The organism is Rhizobium acidisoli, assembly GCF_002531755.2.
Classification (GTDB): Bacteria; Pseudomonadota; Alphaproteobacteria; order Rhizobiales; family Rhizobiaceae; genus Rhizobium; species Rhizobium acidisoli.
Genome location: NZ_CP034998.1, coordinates 1,860,013 through 1,883,950 on the forward strand (window position 1 = coordinate 1,860,013; position 23,938 = coordinate 1,883,950).

The 23,938-nt window shown below is 61.7% G+C and carries 26 protein-coding genes; 13 read left to right on the forward strand and 13 right to left on the reverse strand.

Annotated elements, in window-relative coordinates; genetic code table 11:
• Nucleotides 1–42 precede the first annotated feature (42 nt).
• Together CO657_RS09245 and CO657_RS09250 are read right to left on the reverse strand one after the other, a co-directional pair.
• Complete coding sequence (locus CO657_RS09245; RefSeq protein ID WP_054183097.1) at nucleotides 43–654, reverse strand: flavin reductase family protein; 612 nt, start codon at nucleotides 652–654, stop codon at nucleotides 43–45.
• Nucleotides 654–1,238, reverse strand: a complete 585-nt coding sequence (locus CO657_RS09250) for a nitroreductase family protein (RefSeq protein ID WP_054183096.1) — start codon at nucleotides 1,236–1,238, stop codon at nucleotides 654–656. The genes CO657_RS09245 and CO657_RS09250 overlap by 1 nt, the downstream gene beginning before the upstream one ends.
• A gap of 113 nt (nucleotides 1,239–1,351) precedes the next feature.
• Here CO657_RS09250 and CO657_RS09255 point away from each other — a divergent pair, with 113 nt between their 5' ends.
• On the forward strand, nucleotides 1,352–2,452 hold the full coding sequence (locus CO657_RS09255) for a hypothetical protein (RefSeq protein ID WP_054183095.1): 1,101 nt from the start codon (nucleotides 1,352–1,354) through the stop codon (nucleotides 2,450–2,452).
• Nucleotide 2,453: 1 nt separating this feature from the next.
• Here the strand turns inward: CO657_RS09255 and CO657_RS09260 are convergent, their stop codons facing one another.
• The 5 genes from CO657_RS09260 to CO657_RS09280 all read right to left on the reverse strand — a co-directional run bounded on the left by CO657_RS09260 (nucleotide 2,454) and on the right by CO657_RS09280 (nucleotide 6,931).
• Nucleotides 2,454–3,299 carry a lysophospholipid acyltransferase family protein gene (locus CO657_RS09260; RefSeq protein ID WP_054183094.1) on the reverse strand — a complete coding sequence of 282 codons (846 nt, stop codon included), beginning with the start codon at nucleotides 3,297–3,299 and terminating at the stop codon, nucleotides 2,454–2,456.
• Nucleotides 3,300–3,412: 113 nt separating this feature from the next.
• Complete coding sequence (gene thrS / locus CO657_RS09265) at nucleotides 3,413–5,419, reverse strand: threonine--tRNA ligase (RefSeq protein ID WP_054183093.1); 2,007 nt, start codon at nucleotides 5,417–5,419, stop codon at nucleotides 3,413–3,415.
• 122 nt (nucleotides 5,420–5,541) lie between these two features.
• Nucleotides 5,542–6,069 (reverse strand): DUF1697 domain-containing protein, encoded by a 528-nt coding sequence (locus CO657_RS09270; RefSeq protein ID WP_003586340.1) that lies wholly within the window; start codon nucleotides 6,067–6,069, stop codon nucleotides 5,542–5,544.
• Nucleotides 6,066–6,479, reverse strand: a complete 414-nt coding sequence (gene yidD, locus CO657_RS09275; protein WP_054183092.1) for a membrane protein insertion efficiency factor YidD — start codon at nucleotides 6,477–6,479, stop codon at nucleotides 6,066–6,068. Before yidD ends, CO657_RS09270 begins: the two co-directional genes overlap by 4 nt.
• A 5-nt stretch (nucleotides 6,480–6,484) precedes the next feature.
• The gene (locus tag CO657_RS09280) at nucleotides 6,485–6,931 is read right to left on the reverse strand and encodes an iron-sulfur cluster assembly scaffold protein (protein WP_012557747.1); all 447 of its coding nucleotides are present in this window, start codon (nucleotides 6,929–6,931) and stop codon (nucleotides 6,485–6,487) included.
• 310 nt (nucleotides 6,932–7,241) lie between these two features.
• Between CO657_RS09280 and folE the strand changes: the two genes are divergently transcribed.
• From folE to CO657_RS09295, 3 genes are all read left to right on the forward strand, one after another.
• On the forward strand, nucleotides 7,242–7,856 hold the full coding sequence (folE, locus tag CO657_RS09285; protein WP_003586337.1) for a GTP cyclohydrolase I FolE: 615 nt from the start codon (nucleotides 7,242–7,244) through the stop codon (nucleotides 7,854–7,856).
• 25 nt (nucleotides 7,857–7,881) lie between these two features.
• On the forward strand, nucleotides 7,882–8,334 hold the full coding sequence (gene hisI, locus CO657_RS09290; RefSeq protein WP_003572988.1) for a phosphoribosyl-AMP cyclohydrolase: 453 nt from the start codon (nucleotides 7,882–7,884) through the stop codon (nucleotides 8,332–8,334).
• A gap of 144 nt (nucleotides 8,335–8,478) precedes the next feature.
• Nucleotides 8,479–9,441 (forward strand): patatin-like phospholipase family protein, encoded by a 963-nt coding sequence (locus tag CO657_RS09295; RefSeq protein ID WP_054183091.1) that lies wholly within the window; start codon nucleotides 8,479–8,481, stop codon nucleotides 9,439–9,441.
• Nucleotides 9,442–9,508: 67 nt separating this feature from the next.
• On the opposite strand, the gene CO657_RS09300 is transcribed toward CO657_RS09295, so the two are convergent.
• Both CO657_RS09300 and CO657_RS09305 read right to left on the reverse strand, forming a co-directional pair.
• Complete coding sequence (locus tag CO657_RS09300; protein WP_003586334.1) at nucleotides 9,509–9,943, reverse strand: CBS domain-containing protein; 435 nt, start codon at nucleotides 9,941–9,943, stop codon at nucleotides 9,509–9,511.
• A gap of 91 nt (nucleotides 9,944–10,034) precedes the next feature.
• Nucleotides 10,035–10,826, reverse strand: a complete 792-nt coding sequence (locus CO657_RS09305; protein ID WP_054183090.1) for a rhomboid family intramembrane serine protease — start codon at nucleotides 10,824–10,826, stop codon at nucleotides 10,035–10,037.
• A 292-nt stretch (nucleotides 10,827–11,118) separates the two neighbouring features.
• On the opposite strand from CO657_RS09305, the gene CO657_RS09310 reads away from it, so the two are divergent.
• From CO657_RS09310 to CO657_RS09340, 7 genes are all read left to right on the forward strand, one after another.
• Nucleotides 11,119–11,736: a PAS domain-containing protein gene (locus CO657_RS09310; RefSeq protein ID WP_003586330.1), complete on the forward strand. Its 618-nt coding sequence runs from the start codon at nucleotides 11,119–11,121 to the stop codon at nucleotides 11,734–11,736.
• A 123-nt stretch (nucleotides 11,737–11,859) separates the two neighbouring features.
• A complete protein-coding gene (locus CO657_RS09315) occupies nucleotides 11,860–12,471 on the forward strand; it encodes a PilZ domain-containing protein (protein WP_003586329.1) in 612 nt (203 codons plus the stop codon).
• Between the two features lie 313 nt (nucleotides 12,472–12,784).
• Entirely contained in the window at nucleotides 12,785–13,759 is a 975-nt protein-coding gene (gene pip / locus CO657_RS09320) for a prolyl aminopeptidase (RefSeq protein ID WP_054183089.1), read from the forward strand.
• Between the two features lie 365 nt (nucleotides 13,760–14,124).
• The gene (locus CO657_RS09325) at nucleotides 14,125–14,730 is read left to right on the forward strand and encodes a transglutaminase-like cysteine peptidase (RefSeq protein ID WP_012557754.1); all 606 of its coding nucleotides are present in this window, start codon (nucleotides 14,125–14,127) and stop codon (nucleotides 14,728–14,730) included.
• Nucleotides 14,731–14,955: 225 nt separating this feature from the next.
• On the forward strand, nucleotides 14,956–15,741 hold the full coding sequence (locus tag CO657_RS09330) for a hypothetical protein (RefSeq protein ID WP_054183088.1): 786 nt from the start codon (nucleotides 14,956–14,958) through the stop codon (nucleotides 15,739–15,741).
• A gap of 135 nt (nucleotides 15,742–15,876) precedes the next feature.
• Nucleotides 15,877–17,451: an SPOR domain-containing protein gene (locus tag CO657_RS09335; protein WP_054183087.1), complete on the forward strand. Its 1,575-nt coding sequence runs from the start codon at nucleotides 15,877–15,879 to the stop codon at nucleotides 17,449–17,451.
• Between the two features lie 113 nt (nucleotides 17,452–17,564).
• On the forward strand, nucleotides 17,565–17,840 hold the full coding sequence (locus CO657_RS09340; RefSeq protein ID WP_003586322.1) for a hypothetical protein: 276 nt from the start codon (nucleotides 17,565–17,567) through the stop codon (nucleotides 17,838–17,840).
• Between the two features lie 49 nt (nucleotides 17,841–17,889).
• Here CO657_RS09340 and CO657_RS09345 read toward each other — a convergent pair whose 3' ends face one another.
• Both CO657_RS09345 and CO657_RS09350 read right to left on the reverse strand, forming a co-directional pair.
• Nucleotides 17,890–18,327 (reverse strand): DUF1489 family protein, encoded by a 438-nt coding sequence (locus CO657_RS09345; protein ID WP_054183129.1) that lies wholly within the window; start codon nucleotides 18,325–18,327, stop codon nucleotides 17,890–17,892.
• Nucleotides 18,328–18,489: 162 nt separating this feature from the next.
• A complete protein-coding gene (locus CO657_RS09350) occupies nucleotides 18,490–19,893 on the reverse strand; it encodes an L-serine ammonia-lyase (protein ID WP_054183086.1) in 1,404 nt (467 codons plus the stop codon).
• 194 nt (nucleotides 19,894–20,087) lie between these two features.
• On the opposite strand from CO657_RS09350, the gene CO657_RS09355 reads away from it, so the two are divergent.
• Entirely contained in the window at nucleotides 20,088–20,852 is a 765-nt protein-coding gene (locus CO657_RS09355) for a DUF599 domain-containing protein (protein WP_012557758.1), read from the forward strand.
• Nucleotides 20,852–21,841, forward strand: coding sequence for a heparan-alpha-glucosaminide N-acetyltransferase (locus CO657_RS09360; protein ID WP_054183085.1), 990 nt, complete (start codon nucleotides 20,852–20,854; stop codon nucleotides 21,839–21,841). Before CO657_RS09355 ends, CO657_RS09360 begins: the two co-directional genes overlap by 1 nt.
• 12 nt (nucleotides 21,842–21,853) lie before the next feature.
• Here CO657_RS09360 and CO657_RS09365 read toward each other — a convergent pair whose 3' ends face one another.
• Nucleotides 21,854–22,246 carry a MerR family transcriptional regulator gene (locus tag CO657_RS09365; RefSeq protein ID WP_037073057.1) on the reverse strand — a complete coding sequence of 131 codons (393 nt, stop codon included), beginning with the start codon at nucleotides 22,244–22,246 and terminating at the stop codon, nucleotides 21,854–21,856.
• A 61-nt stretch (nucleotides 22,247–22,307) separates the two neighbouring features.
• Nucleotides 22,308–23,723 (reverse strand): magnesium transporter, encoded by a 1,416-nt coding sequence (gene mgtE / locus CO657_RS09370; protein WP_012557760.1) that lies wholly within the window; start codon nucleotides 23,721–23,723, stop codon nucleotides 22,308–22,310.
• Between the last annotated feature and the right edge of the window lie 215 nt (nucleotides 23,724–23,938).

The following is a 23,938-nucleotide window of genomic DNA, read 5'->3' on the forward strand; positions in this document are numbered from 1 at the left end:
GTTCACCATATTTCTTAAGCCTTTGTACGCCTTGCGGTCGATCTAGACCTTCGGCAGATGCGGCCGGAACATCTCGAAAACATCGCTGCCTTCGCTGTAATCCATGTAGCCCATGCGGGCCACCGGCCGGGCGATCGACATGTCCAAGCGGCCATCCCTGACGATCGCCTCGTCGATGCGGATGCCGACCACCTGACCGAAGACAAGGACGTTTTCCGACTGCACGCCCGACAGCGTCTTCGGCTCGATGATTTCGGTAACCCTGCATTCGAGCACCGCGAAAGCCTCGCCGACATAGGGCGCGTCGATGAGTTCTGCCTGCTTGGCCGTTAGGCCGGCAAAGTCAAATTCGCTCTCGCCATAGGGCAGCGCCGCCGAAGAGAGGTTCATCTTCTCAGCGAGATCGCGACCGACGAAATTGCAGGTGAAGACGCCGGTCTCGGCCGCGTTGCGCTGGCTGTCCTTGCGCCCGGCGGATGAAAACATCACCAGCTTCGGCCGGTCGGCAACGGCATTGAAGAAGGAATAGGGGGCGAGGTTGATCGAACCATCCCGGCCCTTGCTGCCGATCCAGCCGATCGGGCGCGGCGACACGATCGCCTTGAACGGATCATGCGCCAGCCCGTGCCGGTTTTCGTCGGTGGTGTAAAACATCAGCCCTCCCCGCCGACCCAGGTCACGGTATCGGCAAGTTCCGGCCGCGGCCGCTCGATCGCCGGAAATGTCGTCGAGCCGATATGGATGAAGCCCGCCACCTTTTCATCAGGCCCGACGCCGAGCAGCGGATAGGCGCGCTCATCATAGGCGAACCATTCCGTCAGCCAGTTGGCGACATAACCGCTGGCATTGGCGGCGAGGATGACGTTGAGGCAGAGCGCGCCGGCCGACATCAGCTGCTCCCATTCGGGGATCTTGATATGCGGCCCCGCCTTGCTGACGACGGCGACCACCACGGGCGCGCGGGTGAAACGCGCGCGTTCCACCTGGATCATCTCTTCGGAAAGCTCAGGCTTCGTCTCGAGCGCCAAGGTCAGAAGCTCTTCACCGAGGCGAGCGCGCTCGCCTCCGCGATAGACGATGAAGCGCCACGGCGCGATCTTGCCGTGATCGGGAACACGCGAGGCCAGACGCAGGATCTCCTCGATTTCGGCCTTTTCGGGGCCTGGTTCGCACATCTGGAAAGCGGGGATGGAGCGGCGCACGGCGAGGTAGTCGATCAGCTTGATATCGGATTTCATGCGGGAGAAACTCTCATTTTTATGCTGCTGCAAAGGCTGGGTCTTGAATTTGCCATCGCGTTGGTCTTGAAGTGGCCTTTGCGATTTCAGAAGTCAATCGGTTCACGAAACAGATGTTTGGCATTTCGCCTTTTGCACGCATCGGCCTTGCCATTGCCCTGACGATCCTGACGTCTCCAGGCGCCAGCGCTCAGGATGCCTTCAAGGAATTCAAACAGCTTGAATCGACGTCGAAGATGCCGAAGCTCGATGCCTTCATCGCGCCCGGCACGGCGCCTGAAGGGGTCAAGCTGCGCGATGTGCCAATGGAAGCCAAGCTGACGGCGGACGGCACGCCAGTCGAAGAAGGCCTATCCTGGTATGTCTTCAGCCCGATTGCCGGAACCGACGGCAAACTGCCGCTGATCGCCAGCGCCAAGGGCGGACCCGCTGCCTTCCAGCTCGCGCCCGGCGACTATTTCGTCAACGTCTCCTTCGGCCGCGCCGGCGTAACCAAGAAGCTCACCGTGCCCGCCGACGGCGCGGTCGACAAGCAGGTGATGGTCCTCGATGCCGGCGGCCTGCTGCTCAATGCCGTCTCCGGCACCGATGCCCGCATCCGCCCCGACCAGCTGAGTTTTTCGATCTATTCCTCGGAAGTGCGCGAGGATGGCGAGCGCGGGCTTGTGGTTGCCGATGTCTCGCCGAACACCGTCGTCCGCCTCAATGCCGGCACCTATCATATCGTTTCCGAATATGGCAGCGTCAACGCCGTTATCCGCGCCGACATCCAGGTCGAAGCCGGCAAGCTGACCGAAGCGACGATCCAGCATCGCGCCGCGCAGGTCACCTTCAAGCTGGTCTCCGATGCTGGCGGCGAGGCGATTGCCGATACGGCATGGTCGATCCTGACGGCGGCCGGCGACAGCGTCGGCGAAAGCGTCAGCGCCTTCCCGACCATGGTTCTCGCCGAAGGCGGATATTCTGCCGTCGCCCGCAACAAGGACAAGATCTACCAGCGCGATTTCACCGTCGTCGCCGGCAGGAACACCGATGTCGAGGTTCTGATGAAGGACCAGCAGCCGCAGCCGCCGGTGAACGACGCGGCCCGCACGGTACAGCAAGTGCCTGTGGGAACGCCGCCGCCGCCAGGCGTCCAGCCGGCTCCGGTGGCGCCGCTCCCTTCCTATGAACAGCTCGCGCCGCAAGGCGGCGACGACACCAGCCTCGATTGATTTACCGCGAGCGGTTTCGCCTTAGCCGAAACGTTTGGAGAGAGCGCTTCGGCGGCGCCATCGAGAAGACGGCCTCATAGAGACGGGCCAGCAGACCCTTGCGGTCGCCGCCGCTGCTCAGCGCCTCCCAGGTCAGCACCTTGCCGACACGCACCGTGATCGTGCTGCCGGACAGCCGGCGGAACTCGCCGATCAGCAGCGACAGGCGCAGCGTCATCGATACCAGGCTTGCCAGATGGAACAGCCGGCCGTTCTGACCCTCGAAATAGATCGGCAGCACGCTGGCATGCGCCGCCTGGATGAGTTTTGCCGGAAAGATCTTCCACGGCAGATCCTCGGCGCGGCCGAATCCTCGCCTCGCGGTCGCAACCCCGCCCGCGGGAAAAACAACGATGGTGGTGCCTTCCTTGAGCAGCCGCACCGCCTCGTTCCGGCTCTTCAAGTTCATCGCCATTGCCTGCCTGGTTTCCTCGAAGGAAATCGGCAGCGAATAGGACGCCATCTCGGGTATTTTCAAAAGGTCGTTGTGGATCAGCACCTTGAAGGGACGGCCGAGCTGTTCGGCAAGCGCCAGCACCGCAATGCCGAAGGGGTGGTTGGCGACGATGACGATCGGCTCGGCGGGAACGGGGTCGAGCGGCCAGTTGCCTTTGACGTCGACCGCGCCGTCGATGAGATCGAGCGTCTTGGCGAACACCCGGTCACTCCTCCCGATGATCTCGCTGCGCCAGATGTCGTAGAGCCTGACATAGTGATCGCGGCCCGAAAGCCCCTCGATCGAGCGGATCAGCCAGCGCTTCAGCCGCGGATCTCGGTCATTGGCATAGGACAATTCTTTGAAGCGCACGCCGGCCTCGGGATCACCCGCTCCCCGTTTGTGGCGACAATATTGCGGTTTTATATCAGATTTCCGACAGCGCCGATGGCGCTGCCGGAAAGAGACGTTTTATCGAGGCGTTTTCAGGCCGCCCTGGCTTTCTTTGCTTCGGCCTTGCGGCGGACGTCTGGTGGCGTCGCTTCCAAGGCAAGGCTCTCGACGGCGGCGTCGAGCCCCATCGAAACCTGATCCTGGCTGCCGAGGCGGCGGATGTTGACCGTGCGCTCCTCGGCTTCCTTCCTGCCGCAGACGATGATGACCGGCACCTTGGTGACCGAGTGTTCGCGGACCTTGTAGTTGATCTTCTCGTTGCGGAAATCGGTCTCGACGTTGAGACCGGCCTCGCGCAGCGCCTCGGCCACTTCAAGCCCGTAAGCGTCGGCTTCCGAGGTAATCGTCGCGACCACCACCTGCAACGGTGATACCCACAGCGGCAGATGGCCGGCGAAGTTTTCGATCAGGATACCGAGGAAGCGTTCCATCGAGCCGCAGATGGCGCGATGGATCATCACCGGCTGCGTCTTTTCGGAATTGCTGTCGATATAGAAGGCGCCGAAACGTTCCGGCAGGTTGAAATCGACCTGCGTCGTCCCGCACTGCCATTCGCGCCCGATCGCATCCTTCAGCGTATATTCGAACTTCGGCCCGTAGAAGGCGCCCTCGCCCGGCAGGATGCCGGTCTTGATGCGGCCCTCGGACTGAGCCTCGATCGTATTCAGCACGTCGGTCATGACCGCCTCAGCGCGATCCCAGAGGGCGTCGGAACCGACGCGCTTTTCCGGCCGGGTTGAAAGCTTGACGACGATTTCCTTGAAGCCGAAGTCTTCATAGACCGACAGAATGAGATCGTTGATCTTCAGGCATTCGGCAGCCATCTGCTCGTCGGTGCAGAAAATGTGCGCGTCGTCCTGCGTGAAGCCGCGCACGCGCATCAGCCCGTGCAGCGCGCCCGAAGGCTCGTAGCGATGCACCAGGCCGAATTCGGCGAGGCGGATCGGCAGTTCGCGATAGGACTTCAACCCGTGCTTGAAGATCTGCACGTGGCCGGGGCAGTTCATCGGCTTCAGCGCAAAGACGCGGTTATCCGCTTCCTTGTCTTCCGGATGCGTCATCGCATGCGCCGATTTCACGGCGAACATGTTTTCCTGATACCAGCCCCAGTGACCCGAAGTTTCCCAGAGCGCGGTGTCGAGCACCTGCGGCGCGTTGACTTCTTCGTAATCGACCGCGAGCCGGCGACGCATGTAGGAGACGAGCGACTGGAAGATCCGCCAGCCCTTGCCATGCCAGAAGACAACGCCCGGGCCTTCTTCCTGGAAGTGGAACAGGTCCATCTCGCGGCCGAGCTTGCGGTGGTCGCGCTTTTCGGCTTCCGCCAGCATGTGTAGATAGTTGTCGAGATCAGCCTGGTCAGCCCATGCCGTGCCGTAGATGCGTGACAGCATGGCGTTGTTGCTGTCGCCGCGCCAATAGGCGCCGGCAACCTTCATCAGCTTGAAGGCCGTGCCGATCTGGCCGGTGGAGGCCATGTGCGGGCCGCGGCAAAGGTCGAACCATTCGCCCTGATTGTAGATCTTCAGATCCTGCCCTGCCGGGATCGCATCGACGAGCTCTACCTTGTAGTTTTCGCCCTTGGCCGCAAAGACTTCCTTGGCCTTGTCGCGCGACCAGATCTGCTTGGTGAAGGGCGCATTGCGGGCAATGATCTCCTTCATCTTCTTTTCGATCTTCGGCAGATCGTCGGGCGTAAAGGGCTCGTTCTTGGCGAAGTCGTAATAGAAACCGTTTTCGATGACCGGGCCGATCGTCACCTGCGTGCCGGGCCAAAGTTCCTGCACGGCTTCAGCCATCACGTGTGCGGCGTCATGCCGGATAAGCTCCAGCGCACGGCCGTCCTTGCGAGTGATGATCTCGATCTTGCCGTCGGTGACGGTATCGGAAAGGTCTTGCACGGCGCCATCGATCGCAATGGCGACCGCGCTCTTGGCGAGCGACTTGGAAATGGATTCGGCGACATCCCTGCCGGTCGCGCCAGCCGGGAAGCTGCGCACCGAACCATCGGGAAATGTCAGGGAAATGGCTTCAGACATCGAAATTCTCCTTGTCCAGTCCCGCCAACGAATGCGGGTGGTTGAAACGGAAGCGCCGCCGTTCGTTGGAAGCGCTGCCGCCTGATACTCAGATTTGCCGCGGGAGTAAAGAAGCAGCCGGCCTACATGATCATTTGGGCAAGGCCGCAGACCGTGTTCCAGTTGCGCATCGTGCCGATGCCTATCCGCTTGGTCGTCAGCGCCGAAAGCAGCTTGGACTGGCTCGGCTTGCCGGCGAAATCGATCCAGAGATCGCCGCCGACGACAGCGATGCGCTGTCCCTCCGTCATCAGCGCTTTCAGCGCCTCCACCTTTTCCGGATCGACCGGCAGGCGCATTACACGGACGATGACCTGGTCGCCGTTGCCGTCTCGGAACGGATTGGTGCCGCAAAGCGCCATCCAGGTGCAGTCGCTACGCACGATGATATCGACATGTTTGCCGAATTTCTCTTCGAACCCTTCTTCCAGCGCGACCTCAAGTTCGTGCGGCCGCATATCATCGGCCTCGAAGACGAGATTGCCCGTGGAAACCAGCGTGCGCGGTTCGCGATAGCCAAGTTCTTTGGCAAGCGCGCGCAGATCTTCCATAATGACGCGGCGGTCGGGCGTCAGGACAATGCTGTGCAGAAGAGCGATGAAAGTGCTCATGGCGCGCACCCTCTCTTGCGTCCGAGGGAGAGATAGCGCCACGGCGTCCACCAGCGGAAGTCTTCGCCGAGTATCTCCGGAACCTGGTCGAGGCCGCTGGTGCCGCCCGGGCCGCAGCGGCCGACGCGAAACAGCGTCATCCAGCCGCCGGCCCACAACCCGTGGCGGGCGATCGACTCGTAGCCATATTCGGAGCAGGTCGGGATATGGCGGCAGGAATTGCCGATAAAGCCGGAAAGCGTCAGCTGGTAGAGGCGGATGAGCCCCATGCCGAGCAGGCGGTCGGGAGTTTTTCGGAACGGACCGGTATAATTGCGCGAAGTGCGTGCGACCTTTTCACGCGGCTTCTCGGGTCCGGCGGCACCACCGTCCTCTTCATCGCTGGCCTGCAGGGCGCAGAACTCACACATCTCAGTTACGCCTCGATAACCTCAGCCCGTTTCGCCTCGATCTGGCCGATCGCATCGACGACGGCATCGAAGGTCAGCATCGTCGAGGCATGGCGGGCCTTGTAGTCCCGCACCGGCAGCAGATAGCGCATATCCTCGAACCGTCCCTCGGGCCCTGCTCCATCCGCCTTTAACATGGCGAGCATGTCCTGGCGTGCCTGGCGCAATTCGCCCGATGTAGCGCCGACGACATGGCGCGCCATGATCGAGGACGAGGCTTGGCCGAGCGCGCAGGCCTTCACGTCATGAGCAAAACCGGTGACGGTGTCGCCGTCCATCTTCAGCCAGATCCGCACCTTCGAGCCGCAAAGCTTCGAATAGGCCTGGGCGCTCGCATCGGCATCCGCCAAGGTGCCGGTCAACGGAATATTGCCGGCGAATTCGAGGATCTTGCTGTTGTAGATATCGTCCATGTTGGATTTCCGCTCCAAAATCGCTGCGGATCGGCCTCAATAAGGGCTGTTATTGTTATTGAAACAAAAAACACACCGTGTCATCTGAGGATACTTACATACGATGGCCGTCTTCCTATATGTATGTCGTTCGAAGGCCATTAAAATGCAATGGCCTCGTGTAAGTTTGATTGGGAAACCGTGCCGGAGGGGTGTTGAATGCGCCTCGAAAGCCCCGGAGCCTGCCAAAGGTGCATGAATTCCCGCATGGGATTGACCAGTGGCGATTCCGACAGATCGGTCCGCGGTGCGGACCAGGAGACCATTGTTCATGGACGCCATCGTAAAGAACTTTCCGCAGACGAACCGCGACTCCGATCGTCCCTCCCAGCAGGAGGCGGAGGAAGCCGTTCGCGTCCTGCTGCGCTGGGCCGGTGAGAACCCGACGCGCGAAGGCCTGATCGAAACGCCGGCGCGTGTCGTCAAATCCTACCGCGAGCTTTTTGCCGGTTACGACATGGCGCCGGAAGACGTGCTCGGTCGCACCTTCGAAGAGGTTGCCGGTTACGACGACATGGTCCTCGTCAAGGACATACCGTTCTTCTCGCATTGCGAACACCACATGGTGCCGATCATCGGCAAGGCTCACGTCGCCTACATGCCGGACGGGCGTGTGCTCGGCCTGTCGAAGATTGCCCGTGTCGTCGAGATCTATGGCCGCCGTCTGCAGACCCAGGAAACAATGACGGCGCAGATTGCCCGGGCGATCGACGATACGCTTAACCCGCGCGGTGTCGCGGTGATGATCGAGGCCGAACATATGTGCATGGCGATGCGCGGCGTTCAGAAGCAGGGCTCGACCACGTTGACGACCACCTTTACCGGAACGTTCAAGACCGAGCCGGCCGATCAGGCCCGTTTCATGACCATGGTGCGGAGCCGCTGATACCGGCTCCCTCAGGAGGGCCGCGATGAGCCAATTGATCTTCAGTCAACCATCCGAGGACAAGTCGGCGTTGGAAGACGCCGGCGATTTCACGCCGCGTTTCGACGACCGTGGCCTGATCACCGCGATTGTCACCGACGCCGGCGACGGCGAGCTGTTGATGGTGGCGCACATGAATGCCCAGGCGCTGGCGCTGACCATCCAGACCGGCACGGCCCATTATTTCAGCCGGTCGCGTGGCAAGATCTGGAAGAAGGGCGAGACCTCGGGCAATCTCCAGACGGTGAAGGAAATTCGCACCGATTGCGATCAGGACGCCATCTGGCTGAAGGTCGAGGTCGCCGGCCATGACGCCACCTGTCACACCGGCCGCCGCTCCTGCTTCTACAGAACGATCACGCTTCGGGATGGAAAGCCGATGCTTGATATCGTCGACGACGAGCGTCATTTCGATCCGCAGGACGTTTACGGAAAATAGGCCCGGAAAATAGCCTAGGAAAATGGAGCCGGAATTTCCCGGCATCTGCTCCTTATTGCGCCAGAAGTCGCCTCTATATACCATTTGGAAACGGATCGGGCACACTATCGGAAACCATGTGTTCTGCTGGGAGGGGAGAGCGCCATGCTGAGCTGGAATTTGCATCGTCAAAGCTCTGAAGGCGAAGGTCCCGGTTCCGGCATGTCGACCACACTTGAGACGATCCCGCCTCCCGCACCCGTCAAGAGAATCAAGATCGCGCTGGCGCTCGGCGGTGGAGCGGCCCGCGGCTGGGCCCATATCGGCGTGCTGCGCGCCCTCGACGAGGCAAAAATCGAGATCGGCATGATTGCCGGCACCTCGATCGGCGCGCTGGTCGGCGGCTGCTATCTCGCCGGCAAACTCGATGAACTCGAAAGTTTCGCCCGCTCGCTGACCATGCGCCGGATCGCCAGTCTCCTCGATCTCACCATCGGCGGCAGCGGCCTGTTCGGCGGCATGCGGCTGACCAAGCGCATGCAGGAACATCTCGAAGGCCTGAACGTCGAGGATCTCGACCGGCCCTTCGTCGCCGTCGCCGCCGAGGTCAATACCGGCCACGAGGTCTGGATCGCCAATGGTTCGCTGATCACGGCGCTGCGCGCCTCCTATGCCCTGCCCGGCATTTTCGAGCCGGTGCGCAGCAATCACCGCACGCTGGTCGACGGCGCACTGGTCAATCCCGTCCCCGTCTCCGTCTGCCGCGCCTACGAGCAGCCGCTCGTCGTCGCCGTCAATCTCAATTACGATCTCTATGGCCGCTCGGCCGTCGTCCGGCACAATGCCAGCCTCTCGCCGCAGGAAGTGCAAAAACAGGAAGAGGCGCCCTATGCCCGTCTCGGCATGACCGGCGTCATGGTGCAGGCTTTCAATATCATCCAGGACAGGATCGCCCGCGCCCGCCTTGCCGGCGACCCGCCGGATATTTCGCTGCAGCCGCGTCTGAGTTATATCGGCCTTTCCGAGTTCCATCGGGCCGGCGAAGCGATCGAACGCGGCTACGAGGAAGCCAGAGCCAGGCTCCCCGAAATCAAGCGCATGCAGGAAGTCTACGCCAGCTCCCCCTGATCGACATCATCCGCAAGCCCGTAGCCGTTTCGCGGGCTACGGCATCCCTCGAAGGAGGGCGAAAACCTCAGCCGGCGATATAGGCCTTGATTTCCTCGGCCTCGCGCTCGACTTCGGCGATGCGCGATTTCACCACGTCGCCGATCGAGATGATGCCGACAAGCTTGCCGTTGTGTTCCACCGGCACGTGGCGGAAACGGCGGCTGGTCATCAGTTCCATCAGCTCGTTGACGGTCGTCTCCTCATGGCAGCGGTAGACCTTCGCGGTCATGACCTGGGCCAGCGTCTGGTCGAGGCCGTCCTTGCCATGTTTGGCGATGGCATGCACGAGATCGCGCTCGGTGAACATGCCCGAAATCCGGTTTTCCATGCCGACGACAACGATAGCGCCGATCCTCTTCTTGCTGAGGATGACCGCCGCTTCGGCGACGGTGGTGTTCGGCCCGGCGGTGAAAACGTCCCTGCCCTTCAGGTCGAGAATTGCTTTGACTGAACTGGTCATTCGAACCTCCTATGTCCGTGATCCACTTGTCACAGGCATCCGCGGCGGTTTCTCCCCCCATCGCGGATAGGTCGATGGTGCACTGACAGGCTCAGGATTGCAACATATCCTTCTGCGTATCGGCGGCTTCCATCACTGGTGGGCGCGGCGCCCGGTCGAACAGTGAAAACAGCAGGAAACCGAAGACGAAACCGCCGATATGGGCGTCCCAGGCAATGGGCTGATCGCTATCGCCGACGAGCGGGATGCCGACGGCGATCAGGGCGTTGCCGACCAGCCAGAGCAGCATGAAGATGACGACGGTGCGGCTCTGCAGCGCCTCGGCGATGGACAGCCGGGCATTGAGATGCGCAGGCAGCATCGGCCGCCGTTCGGCCGGAAAGGCGAATCGGCACGCAGCCCCCATCAGCCCGGAGATGACGCCCGACGCGCCGATCAAAAGCGTCACATCCCCCCAATTCAGCACCGCGTGCAGGGCCGCGGAAGCGACGGCCGAGAAAAGCCAGAAGAGCACAAAACGCAGCGTCCCGATGCGGCGTACCACCGGTGCGCCGAAGGCCATCAGCCAGAAGCCGTTGAAGACGATATGCTGGACGCTGCCATGCAGGAGTGAATAGGTGACGGGCGTCCAGAACAGCTCCGGCCCCTGCTGCGACAGCGGAATCACATAGCGGGCGGGCACGAAGCCGAAGGTGAAGAACAGCCAGCTTAGCGCATCGTCGGAGAGCACGAGCTCCTGCACCGCATAGATGACCACAAGCAGACAAAGGCTGAAGAACAGCGCCGGTGGAAGGTTGAAGACCGGCACGCGCGGCGGCTTTGCCGGCGGCTGGACCTCGGGAGGTTCGGGCGCCTTGTGCGGCTCGGCCGTCTGCTCATTCATTTCAGTATCGCCTCGTTGAGGCCACAGCCATACAGGAGCACCTGTCAAAAAAAAAGCCGTCCGAAGTGCCGGACGGCATACCGGAGTTCAAGGAAAGACCTCGGCCCGGGCAGGTTGTGCTGAACTTCGAAAGTCGAAGCGATGGCTGGACAGTGCCACGACAGGTACCGCATCTCAACCGAAACCCTTTCTTAACCTTAACCGCCGCGACTTGGCATGAAATCCGCAAGGTAGAGCCTGTAGGGGCAATGACTGCCCGAAAATGACCCGGAATGGGACAGGTTGGTGAAAAATGCGTGTGCAAACGACCATCGAAATTTTTGACTACTGGAACCGTATCCGCGGCGCAGCCGATGCGCCGCTGAAAGCGCAGGTCGAACCCTCCGCTGTCCCCCATCTGCTCCAGAGTCTGTTCATTCTCGAGACCCGCGAGGAAGGCGACATCGCCTTCCGGCTCGCCGGCACCCGCATCTGCGATCTGTTCGGCCGGGACCTGCGCGGCGCACGCTTCTCCTCACTTTGGGCAAACGGCCAGCACGCCGACATCGAACGCACCGCGATGGGCGTCATGGACCATGTCCTGCCGGCCCTGTTCAACGCCACCGGCTACAGCACCGTCGGTCATCAGGCCTCCTTCGAGATCATCATGATGCCGCTGCGCTCGCCGGGCGGCGCCTGCGACCGGCTGCTCGGCGCAATCGCACCGACGGCGGCCGCGAGCTGGCTGGAGATCGTGCCGCTCGAATTCCTGGCTCTCGACCGCAGCCGTCTGCTGCCCGGAAAATTCGGCAACGCTGAAGCCGCTGAGCTGCGCCCTATCAACGAAATCGTCGCCGCCAAAAGCGCCGGTTTCGGCCAGGTCATGCGCCGCATGGTGTCGCAGTTGCTGACGAGTGCGGAGGCGCGCTGACAGTCCCGTTTCAGGACATCGGACATACTCGTTTTCGGCTATATGAGAATGAGGCAAAACAACCTTCTGTTAATGGATTGCGGGTAATGATCGGTCTCTCAGATTTCATAAAGAAGCCTTTTGATGCACTCGTTCCAGCCAGCTCAGACGCAAAGACCTGCGCCGCGCCCTGAACAGGGCGTTTTTCAGCGTGTGCCCATCAATATGCAGGGCCGGCTGATGCTTGCCAGTTACGAGGAGTTCGAATGCATGGTGATCGACATGTCGCCTGGCGACATGTACGTCACCTGCCTTGGCCGGCCACGCACCAACGAACGTGTCGTTGCCTATATCGACCATCTCGGCCGCGTCGAAGGTTATGTCCAGACGCTTGATGGCCGCGGCTTCACCATGTCGATCAACGCCACCGAGCGGAAGCGGGAAAAGCTCGCCGCCCAGCTCACCTGGCTTGCCAACAAACATGAGCTCGGCCTGCCGGAAGATCGTCGCCATGACCGTCTGACGCCACGCGATACGAATACCGAACTGACGCTTGAGGACGGCACGCGTTATACCTGCCGGATCATGGACCTTTCGCTATCGGGCGCCGCCGTCGACGTCGAGATGCGCCCGTCGATCGGAACCGCAGTGCGGCTCGGCAACATGCGCGGCCGCGTCGTCCGCCATTTCGTCGAAGGTGTGGCGATCGAATTCCTGTCGATCCAGTCCCGCGAGACGCTACGCGAATTCCTCTAAAGCATGTCGCGCAAAAGTGTGCTGCGGTTTTGCGGCAACGACATGCGTAAAAATAAAGAGCTAAAGCGCAAGGAGCGAATCTGAAAGATCGCGACGCGCTTTAGCAGACAGTTGATCATGTGACGGTGCTGCCAATGCGCTTGCCGGGCGCGCACCCGGTCAGGTCCTGTTGACAAGCTTGAGTTTCACGGCAAGACATCTGCCAGCGGCAATGAATTAGGCTTCGGAAACCCGGAGCGAAATCCTGTCGCAAGTCGTTCCTACCATTCAGCCATAGATATTATGAGTAGAACAACCTGCGACAGGCAGAACGATGTCGGCTCTCTATCCGGAAATCGAACCCTATGATCATGGCCTGCTCGACACGGGCGACGGCAACCTGATCTATTGGGAGGCCAGTGGCAATCCGGCTGGCCGGCCGACGCTGGTGCTGCATGGCGGGCCCGGCTCCGGCTGTTCGACGACGGCACGGCGCTATTTCGATCCGGACGCTTACCGAATCATTCTGTTCGATCAGCGCAATTGCGGCCGCAGTCTGCCGAGCGCTGCCGATCCCGAAACCGATCTCTCCCTCAACACCACTTGGCATCTTGTTGCCGATATCGAACGGCTGCGGGTCTTCTTCGATATCGACACCTGGCTCGTTTTCGGCAATTCCTGGGGCTCGACACTGGCGCTCGCCTATGCCGAAACCCATCCGCAGCGCGTCGCAGCGATCGTCATATCAGGCGTGACCACCACGAGGCGCTCGGAAGTCGACTGGCTCTATCGCGGCATGGCGCCGCTTTTCCCGGAAGAATGGCACCGTTTCCGCCAGGCGGCGTCATCGGGCAGCCGGGAGCAAGACCAGGACATGGTTGCCGCCTATCATCATCTCCTCAACCATCCCGACTCAGAGACGCGCCTGAAGGCGGCGCGCGACTGGCATGACTGGGAAGCGGCTTCCATCCTGCTCGCCGATCCTGAAGGCCTGCCGCGCCGCTGGGCCGATCCGGCTTATTTGCTGACGCGCGCCCGCATCATCACCCACTATTTTGCCAATGGCGCCTGGCTGGATGACGGCCAGCTTTTGAACAATGCCGACCGGCTGGCAGGCATTCCGGCGATCCTGCTGCAGGGGCGGTTCGATATCGAGGCGCCGCTGGTCACTGCCTGGGAACTGGCCCGCGCCTGGCCGCAAAGCGAGCTGCAGATTCTTCCGCATGCTGCCCATTCCACCGCAAATCCCGATATGAGCGCCGCGATCGTCGCCGCCACCGATCGATTTCGCCATCTCCATCAAAAATAATTTTGCCGCCCAAATCCGGAATCCGAGCGACAGCCAGCTTTCGAGCGCGTCGAATCCGCCGATTCCAGCGGCATTGCCGGCCGGCTCCGCGCCGCCGGACCGCAAACGGCCCTTACCCGGCTCAACGAAAATCCTTAACGCCAGGACGGCAGTGCAGGCTTTTCGCGGGTCAAAGCCTTGTTGCGGGAATTACAATTTTAATCGATTTCGAGACAAATACGCGTCGAATTTTATTCGCATTCGAGATTGTTTTTAGTCAAGTTTTCCAGGCATTTGAATCAACTAAGCCTTTAATTCTATTGCGTAATTTTCCGTGAGATAAAAACGTCCGTGTCATTGTCGCCTCAACTTACGGGGAGACGGCAATGACAATTGCAAACATCTGGAAAGGCGGCCTTCTGGCCGGTGCCCTCATGATGGCAATGGCGGGTTCGGGACAAGCGATGCCCGCCAGCATGGCCCTGGCAGGCAATGCAAGCCCGCCGATCGGGCACTATGAATTCTGCAAGGCAAATCCGACGGAATGTTCCTTTGCCGGCGGCGATGCCGGGCCGGCCATCCTCACCGAGGATCGCTGGAAGGAAATTCTCAAGGTCAACTACACCGTCAATTCGACGATCCAGCCGGAGACGGATGAACAGATCTACGGCGTCGAAGAACGCTGGGCCTATCCCACGACGGTCGGCGACTGTGAGGATTACGCCCTGCTGAAGCGCAAGATGTTGATCGAAGACGGCTTCTCGCCATCCGACACGCTGATCACCGTCGTGCTGCAGCCGAACGGCGAAGGCCATGCCGTGCTGACTGTTCGTACCGATCACGGCGACTTCATTCTCGACAACATGCGCAACAAGGTGCTGCTGTGGTCGGATACCGAATACACCTACCTGAAGCGTCAGTCCGCCGACAATCCGGCCCGCTGGTCGAAGCTCCAGGACGGGCGCGCTGTCGCGGTCGGTAGCGTCAAGTAAGAACAGCCTGCCGGCTCATGCCGGTTGCAGCCTGCGGCCCGGTCAGTCCCCGCATCCCGTCCCCGACCGGCGCCCAAGAGCCGTTCCCGCTGTCCCGGGAACGGCTCGCTCTTTTTTTGGACAGGCTTTTGTCCGCAGGCGCCCCACGCCCCTGCAATCTTAGTGAATTATTAACCGTGCCGGTCCGATCATGCCGATCAGACTCATCATCGGCACCGGCGGCTCATGTTCCTCCTGCGGCGGACCGAAACACGAAGCACCGCCATGAGCCATGCCGCGCACAGCGCACCCGACGAGCAGCCGCTTATTTCCATGGGGTTTCTCCTCCGCACCATGGCGGTGATCGCCGTTCTTGCGGTGCTGACCGTCGCCATCAGCATCGGCGGCCGTTGGTTTGGCCGGCATATCTCGCTTGCCGGCAACACCGACAGCACCGCCGATATCACGCTGGCCATTGGCCGCGACACCGTGAAATTCCCCGAGAATGCGATCCGCTTCCCGAGTCAGAGGCATGATGGTGCGGCCGAGCGTGTCGATCTCTACCTCGCCTGGCCGGAGATGCAGGGCTACGGCAAGGAAAACCACATTCGATTCGACGATATCGGCCAATCCTCCGGCCTGATCTTCCTGCAACTGACCCAGAGCACCATGTCGCGCGATATGTCCGGGCGGCTGGAGCCGATCTATTCACACCTGCTCGAAGGACCGGCAGAGCCCTTCCGCGACGGCCTGACGCTGCACCGTCTTCGCGCCGACGCGGGTTACGGCGACGAGGTGCTGCTGACGGCGCCTGTCAAGGGCGGGCCGGATTACGTCGTGCGCTGCATCCTGCCTTCAGCCCCGGACAAGGCAGCGAGCGGGGATTGTCAGCGCGATATCAAAGTCGGCAGGGATCTCAGCGTCCTCTACCGCTTTTCAAGCAGCCATCTTAACGACTGGGAACATATTGATGCCGCTATCCGCATCTTTGTGGAGGCGCGCCTTATGAACCGTTCTGCGACAAGTCCCTAAAATGCTCCCCGGACAGCGAAATAAACGATTCATCATAAACGGATTGGTAACGCCCAATCGGTAAATTCAAAAGACGGGCTGTACTGCGGGAGGCGTGCCGTCCCGACGCCGAAATCCGAATGCCAAATATCTGAAATGCAAGCGAAGAGTGGAATAGTGTCAAGGTCAGTCTCCTCCGTATCATCGTCCCGATCCGGCAGCTTTTTTGCAAAGCTCATGGCGATCCTTTCGGTGGCCCTCACGGTCGTCCTGGTCGATTCGGTCAGTGCCGAAGCGGAAGCGGCGAATTCGAAATATGCGGGCATCGTCGTCGACGCCAAGACCGGCAACGTTCTCTACAGCGAGAATGCCGACCGGCTGCAATATCCGGCCTCGCTGACCAAGATGATGACCATCTACATGACCTTCGAGGCGCTGGAGCAGGGTCGCATCCGTCTCGATACGCCGGTTCCCTTCTCCGCCCATGCGGCAGCTCAGGCGCCGACCAAGCTCGGCGTTCGCGCCGGCGGCACGATCACCGTCGAACAGGGCATTCTCGGCCTCGTCACCCTGTCGGCCAATGATGCCGCAACCGCGCTCGGCGAAATGCTCGGCGGCGGCAGCGAGGATCGCTTCGCCCAGCTGATGACCGCCAAGGCGCATGCGCTCGGCATGACCCGCACCACCTATCGCAACGCCAACGGCCTGCCGAATACGGCGCAGATGACGACGGCGCGCGATCAGGCCCGTCTCGGTATCGCCCTTCGCCAGCATTTCCCGCAATATTACGGCTATTTCGCCACACGCGCCTTCAAGTTCGGTACCCGCACGATCCGCAGCCACAATCGCCTCGTCGGTTCGGTGCGCGGCGTCGACGGCATCAAGACCGGATATACTCGCGCTGCCGGCTTCAATCTGGTGAGCTCCGTGCAGGTCGACGGCAAGTCGATCGTCGGTGTCGTGCTCGGCGGCGCCTCGACGCCTGCCCGCGACGCCCAGATGCGTAATCTGATCGCCACCTATCTGCCGAAGGCATCGAGCCGCGGCGGATCGTCGGCACTGATCGCTGAGGCAGCCCCTGCCCCGGCGATGATCGTGACGCCGGCTCCGGTCATGCCGCAGAAGGCCCAGCCGCAAGTGGCAAAGACGATCACCGCAGCGCAGCCGCCGGTTTCAGCAGCCGCTGCCGATCTCAGCCTGCCGCATAAAGGCCCGCTGCCGGATGCCCGTTATCAGGTCGCCGAGACCGAAGTCGCCTATACCGAAACCGCTCAGCCGAAATCCGACAATCCGCTGGTCGCCCAGCCGATGCCGGCGCCGACCAAGGTCAAGACCACGACCTTCAAGCAGCAGGCATCGCTCACCGCGCCGAAGCCGGCACCCGCTTCCGTACAGCCGGAACAGGCCGATACGGCGGTCGACAACGTCACCACCGCTTCGACCACCCCAACCTCGGCCGGCGCCGCTTCAAGCAATAATGGCCCGACCGGCTGGGTCGTGCAGGTCGGCGTTTCGCCGAGCCGGCAGATGGCCATGGATCTTCTGGAGAGCGCCAAGAGCAAGGGCGGCAAGGCACTGGCCTCGGCAAAGCCTTTCGCCGTCGCCTATGCCGCCGGCGGTGACCAGCTTTACCGCGCTCGCTTCGGCGGTTTCGACGACCAGCACGATGCGGTCAATGCCTGCAAGGCCTTGAAGAAGGCCGGTATCAAGTGCTGGGCGGCTGCCCAATGAGCTATTCGGTGCTGCCTGCAACATGGCCGGCGGCATCGGTAACGGCCGGAATCGGTGTTTGCGTTTCCGGCCATCGTTCTTGAACTCGATCAGTATGGCGTACGGGGAAAACAATGGCGATCAATGAGAATGTTCCGGGAATGCCTTCAGACCGCCGCATGGCAGCCAAGGGGCGTTCATCGCTGCATCCGTTGCACGAGGCGGCGATGCGGCTAGCCGAGATCGGCCTGCAGCGGCCGAAGGCGAAGTCTCCGAAGACCCGCGACCTCATCAATCTGCTGCTTTGCCATGGTGCCCGCGCCTGGCGCTATTCCCAGCCCGAAGCCCGCATCCATCTGCATGTGACCTCGCCTGATGGCAGCGCGCCGGTGCAACTGCGCCTGCGCTAAAGTTTGGTGCTACCGCCCAGACCGGAGACGTGTTTTTGGGTGACAGGCGTTAGAGCAGGCCAAGTTCCGTCAGCTCGCGGCGAAGGTCCGCGGGCATTTCGACGGTGCCGGCGCCGAGGCTCATCAGGTCACGCGGGACATCATCCTCAGTGTAATAACGCCAGCCCTGGAAGGGACGCTTCGGCTGCACAGCCGTCTCGATGACCTCCGGGCCGAGCATCAGCCGGCAGCGCGAGATGCCCTCGCCGTCGGTAAAGCTCTCGATGCCGAGCAGTTTCTGCCGCGCCTGTACCTGCCCCTTGATCACCCAGTAAAGCGAGCCGCCGTCAAGCAGCTCCTCCATGCGCTTCGGCACCATGCGCGTCGTGTGCACCGAATGCGGCTCGAGGCCGGCGGCGATGGCGCGCAGCGACCGCTCCGCCACCCATTCGCGCAGATCGTCTATCGAGTCGGCGCCGACACAGAGTTTGATGAGATGCAATGCCATGCCGCCGTTGAAATCCTTTTGGCGGCAGGCGTCAAGCATCTAAAGCAATTCCAGGAAAAGTGTTAAGCGGTTTTCCGTCCGGAATTGCGTAAAAACAAAAGCTTAGAGCGGATCAGCGCTTCCGTGAAGCGCTGATCCGCTCTAACGCACGAGTCCACAAACTCAGCATTCGACGACGTTGACGGCCAGGCCGCCCGTCGACGTTTCCTTGTATTTCTCGCTCATGTCGTTGCCGGTCTGGCGCATCGTCTCGATACAGGCGTCGAGCGGCACGAAATGCTGGCCGTCGCCCTTGACCGCCAGGGATGCCGCGGTGACCGCCTTGACCGCGCCGAGCGCGTTGCGCTCGATGCAGGGAACCTGCACAAGGCCCGCGACCGGATCGCAGGTCATGCCGAGATGATGTTCGAGCGCGATCTCGGCGGCGTTCTCGATCTGCTCCGGCGTGCCGCCCATAACGGCGGCAAGGCCGGCGGCCGCCATCGCGGCTGCCGAGCCGACCTCGCCCTGACAGCCGACCTCGGCGCCGGAGATCGAGGCATTGTGCTTGATGATGCCGCCGATGGCCGCGGCCGTCAGCAGGTAATCACGGATGCCGTTCTGATCCCAGTCCTCGTGGAAATGCTCGTAATAGCGGATCGTCGCCGGAATGACCCCGGCAGCCCCGTTGGTCGGCGCCGTGACGACGCGCCCGCCGGCGGCATTCTCCTCGTTGACGGCCATCGCATAGACGCTCAGCCAGTCGTTGGCGAGCAGCGGGTTGACGCGGTTGCTGCGCCACTCCTCCTCCAGCTTGTCGTGAATCCGGCGGGCGCGGCGCTTGACGTTGAGACCACCAGGCATGATGCCCTCGACCTTGAGGCCGCGCTCGATACAGGAGCGCATCGCCTCCCAGATGCGGTCGAGCCCCTGATCGAGCTCCTCCGGGCTGCGCTGGCTCTCCTCGTTCGCCCGCTTCATCTGGGCGATCGACAGCCCGGAGCGCTCCGCCATGTCGAGCATCTGCCTGGCGGTGGCAAAGGGATAGGGCACGCGTGTACCGCCAGCCGCATTCTTCTTTGCCCGCATCTGTTCCAGCTCGGTGTCGGTGACGACGAAGCCGCCGCCGACGGAATAATAGATGCGCTTGACGAGCAGCCGGCCGTCCCGGTCAAAAGCGGAAAAGATCATGCCGTTGGCATGGCCGGGCAGCGGCTGTTTCTTGTCGAAGATCAGGTCGGTCTTCGGCTGGAACTGATAGCCGGGATGGCCCTCCGGCGTGATGCGGCCGGTGCGCTCCACCGTATCGACGATACCGTCCATCTTGTCGGGATCGACGCTGTCGGGCGCCTCGCCCATCAACCCGAGAATGACGGCCCTGCCCGTGCCGTGGCCGATGCCGGTATGCGCGAGCGAACCGTGCAGGCTGACCGTGATCGCCACGACCTGCGCGCCCGAGGACGGGCGCGGCCATTCGTTCGACAGGATCAGCGCGAGAAACCGGTTGGCGGCCGACATCGGACCCATCGTGTGCGAGCTCGACGGCCCGACACCGATCTTGAAGACATCGAATACCGAGAGAAACATGGATGTGCCTTCTGATTACGAGGATGCAAGCTTAAGCGACGCCGGTTTTCCGTCCGTGCGGACCACCGACATCGCATGCAGCCGGTGCGACATTGTGGCTGGACATTAAAACGATGACGCCCGCCTTACCAGTCATTGCAGCATTTCGATGCATATGTAAGGTGGCCGCACTTCATGCGGAGACTGAATCACTGATGACGACGGCGGACTATATCGCTCTGGCCTTCTTTGCCTGTGTCTGGATGGGCTATTCCTGGCTGCTGCATGGCCGCACCTTCTTCGGACGCACCAGCCTCACCCATGCGATGATCGAACGGCGCCGCGAGTGGATCTATAATTCGCTGCGCCGCGACCTGAAGATGATCGACACGCAGATCATGGCGGGCCTGCAGAACGGCACCGCCTTCTTCGCGTCGACCTCGATCTTCGCCTTGGGCAGTTGCTTCGCGCTGCTCGGGGCGACGGAGAAGGTCGACGCCGTCTTCGCCGACCTGCCCTTCGTCTTGCATGGCGGCCATGCGGTTTTCGAGATGAAGGTCGGCGGGCTGGCAGCGCTTTTCGGCTATGCCTTCTTCAAGTTCGGCTGGTCCTATCGGCTGTTCAATTATTGCACCATCCTGTTCGGCTCGATCCCGATGCTGCGCGACGCCGAGAGCGACATCATCGCCGCCGAGCGGGCCGCCGAACGCGTCATCCGCATGAATGTCATTGCCGGCAGCAATTTCAACGAGGGCCTCCGGGCGATCTTCCTGTCGATCGGTTATCTCGGCTGGTTCATCAACCCCTATGTCTTCATGACGACGACGGCGATCGTCATCTTCGTGCTGGCGCGGCGGCAATTCTTCTCGCAGGCCCGGCTGGCGATCATGGATGCCGGCCCGCCATCGAATCTCAACCTTTCCGCCATTCGCCGCGACATGCCGTCGAGCGACGGACGTGATTTGCCCGAGGAACTGTAATGACATTGCCGGCATTCGAAGCCGATGCGGCGGCAAGACCGCCGCGCATCGGCCTGTTGGACACGGCGCGCGGCGCCGCGCTGATCGCCATGGCGAGCTACCATTTCAGCTGGGACATGGAGTTCATGGGTTACCTCGCGCCGGGCACGGCCGAGACAGGCTGGCTGAAGATCTATGCCCGGGCGATCGCCACGACCTTTCTCTTCATCGTCGGCATCAGCCTGGTGCTTTCGAGCAAGCCGGAGGTCCGCTGGCCCTCCTTCTGGAAGCGTTTCGGCATGATCGCTGCGGCCGCCGCCGTCATCTCGATCGCCACGCGCATCGCCATGCCGGAGACGTGGATCTATTTCGGCATCCTGCATTGTATCGCGGTGCTGACGCTGATCGGTATCGTTTTCATCAGGCTGCCGCTCGCCGCCACGCTGATCGTGACAACAGCGCTCCTTACCGCCTGGCTCATCGATAATTTCGGCACGCCCGGCCTGCTGCGCTCGTCCTTCTTCGATCCGAAATATCTCGCCTGGATCGGCCTTGCCGTCATGCCGGATCGGTCGAACGACTACGTGCCATTGTTTCCCTGGGCAACGCCGTTCTTCGCTGGATTGAGCATCGCCTCGATCGCCATCAGAACCAGGCTGCCGCATCGGCTTGCCGCCCTTGGCACCGGCTCCTGGTGGCCGGCGCGGCTTGGCCGCCACAGCCTCGCCTTCTACCTCATCCATCAGCCGGTGCTGATCGCCATCGCCTACGGGCTTTCCCTTCTCGTCCCGCCACCGCAGCCGGATCCGGCCGAAACTTACCTGAAGCAATGCAACTCCGCTTGCGTCATGCAACAGGGCGAAGCGCTCTGCCAAAGCTTCTGCCAATGCACGCTGAGCAAATTGCAGGCCCAAAGCCTGTTGACTCAGCTGCAGGCAAACCAGATCGACGTACAAAACGATGAACGGGTCCAGACGATCGCCGGCGAATGCAGCGCCGAGGTGGAATAACGCCAGCTCGGCTCAGGTGGTGACGCCGATTTCGGCGAGACGGCCGAGGCAGGCCTCCTCGATATTGTCGAGTTCCACCAGCGTGTCGTCGATATCCTTGCGCTTCTGGCGCAGGTCGTCGCGCTTCTCGTCGACGCGCTTCATCAGCAGCTTCAGCTGACCGAGCTCGCCCGGCGGCTCCTTATAGACCTGGATGATCTCGCGGATCTCCGCAATGGTGAAACCGATGCGCCGGCCGCGGAGGATTTCCCCGATGAGCCGGCGGTCGGCCTGCCGGAAGAGCCGGGTGCGCCCGCGCCGCTCCGGATGGATCAGTCCCTCGTCCTCGTAGAAGCGGAGCGTGCGCGTCGAGACACCGAATTCGCGCGTCAGCTCCGTTATGCTATAATATTTGTTCACCAGCATGTGTTCCCCGTCATGAACCGGCAATAATATTGACTTTTACGTAATAGTCAATTTTGACAGCTCAGATACCGAACCACCAGGTGGCGATGCCGAGAAAGGCGAAAAAGCCGGTACAGTCGGTCACCGTCGTCACGAAGACCGACGAGGCGATTGCCGGGTCGGCCCCGACCTTGTCGAGCAGCAGCGGCAGCAGGATGCCGGCAAGGGCTGCCGCCATCAGATTGATGATCATTGCCGCGGCAATCACCCCGCCGAGCTGATAGCTGTGGAACCAGGCGCCTGCGATGGCACCCATGATCGTTGCGAAGATGATGCCGTTGAGGATGCCGACGCCCGCTTCCCTGCGGATGATGCGGCCGGCATTGTAGATGTCGAGATCGCGGGTGGCGAGCGCGCGCACTGTCACTGTCATCGTCTGCGTGCCGGCATTACCGCCCATCGAGGCGACGATCGGCATCAGCACCGCCAGCGCGATCATCTTCTCGATCGAGGCGTCGAACAGGCCGATGACGCTCGCCGACAGCATCGCCGTGCCGAGATTGATCAACAGCCAGAGGAAGCGCGAGCGCGCCGTCGACAGCACATTGTCCGACAGTTCTTCGTCGCCGACGCCGCCAAGGCGCTTGATATCCTCGTCCGCCTCCTCGTGGATGACGTCCACGACATCGTCGATGGTCAGCACGCCGACGAGGCGGCCGTTTTCGTCGACGACGGCGGCCGAGAGAAGGTCGTACTGCTCGAAGAGCTGGGCGGCCTCCTCCTGGTCCATCTCGGCCGGCACCGGATGGTTGGTCTCGCGCATGATCTGCTCGATCTTCGTCTGCCGCTTGGTGCGCAGGATCTGGTCGAGATCGACGGCGCCGAGCAGCTTGAAGGTCGGATCGATGACGAAGATCTGCGAGAAGGAATAGGGAAGATCCTCCTCGTCGCGCATGTAGTCGATCGTCTGTCCCACGGTCCAGAACGGCGGCACGGCGACGAATTCCGTCTGCATGCGGCGGCCGGCCGAGCTTTCGGGATAATCGAGCGCCCTGCGCAGCCGGACCCGCTCGGTGAACGGCAGTTGCGCCAGGATCTCTTCACGGTCTTCCTTGTCGAGATCTTCGAGAATGTAGACGGCGTCGTCAGAATCGAGATCGCCGATTGCGGCGGCAATCTGCTCGTTCGGCATCTGGTCGACGATCTCGCGGCGGATCGCCTCGTCGACCTCGGTCAACGCCGTCATGTCGAAATCGTCGCCGAGCAGGCGCACTAGCGCCAGGCGCTGATCCGGCTGGATCGCTTCCAGCAGATCGCCTATTTCGGATTCATGCAGGCGGGCAACGTTCTGGCGCAGGAACAGCGTGTCGCGGTCGGCGATCGCGGCGCCGACCAGCGCCAGGAAATCGCTGCGGACATTGCCGTCCTCGTCGTAGATATCGGCTTCCTCGTCCTCGGGACGCCTGCGGATGCGGTCTTCGCCATCGGTCGTCGTCATCTGCCGCCCTCGCATCTGGTTCGAATTTCAACGACTACAGCGCCGCATTCGCGAATGTCGGCGGAAAACATATTGTCAACAAGCAGATAAGCGAATCCCCGCGCGAGGTTCACGCGGCCGGAATCCATAGCTCCTGCTAGCTGAAAGCATCCCTGCCGTAAAGCAGCAAACCTGTCGCTTGCTGACAATGCCCGCGGCCGGCGATAGTTTCGCCA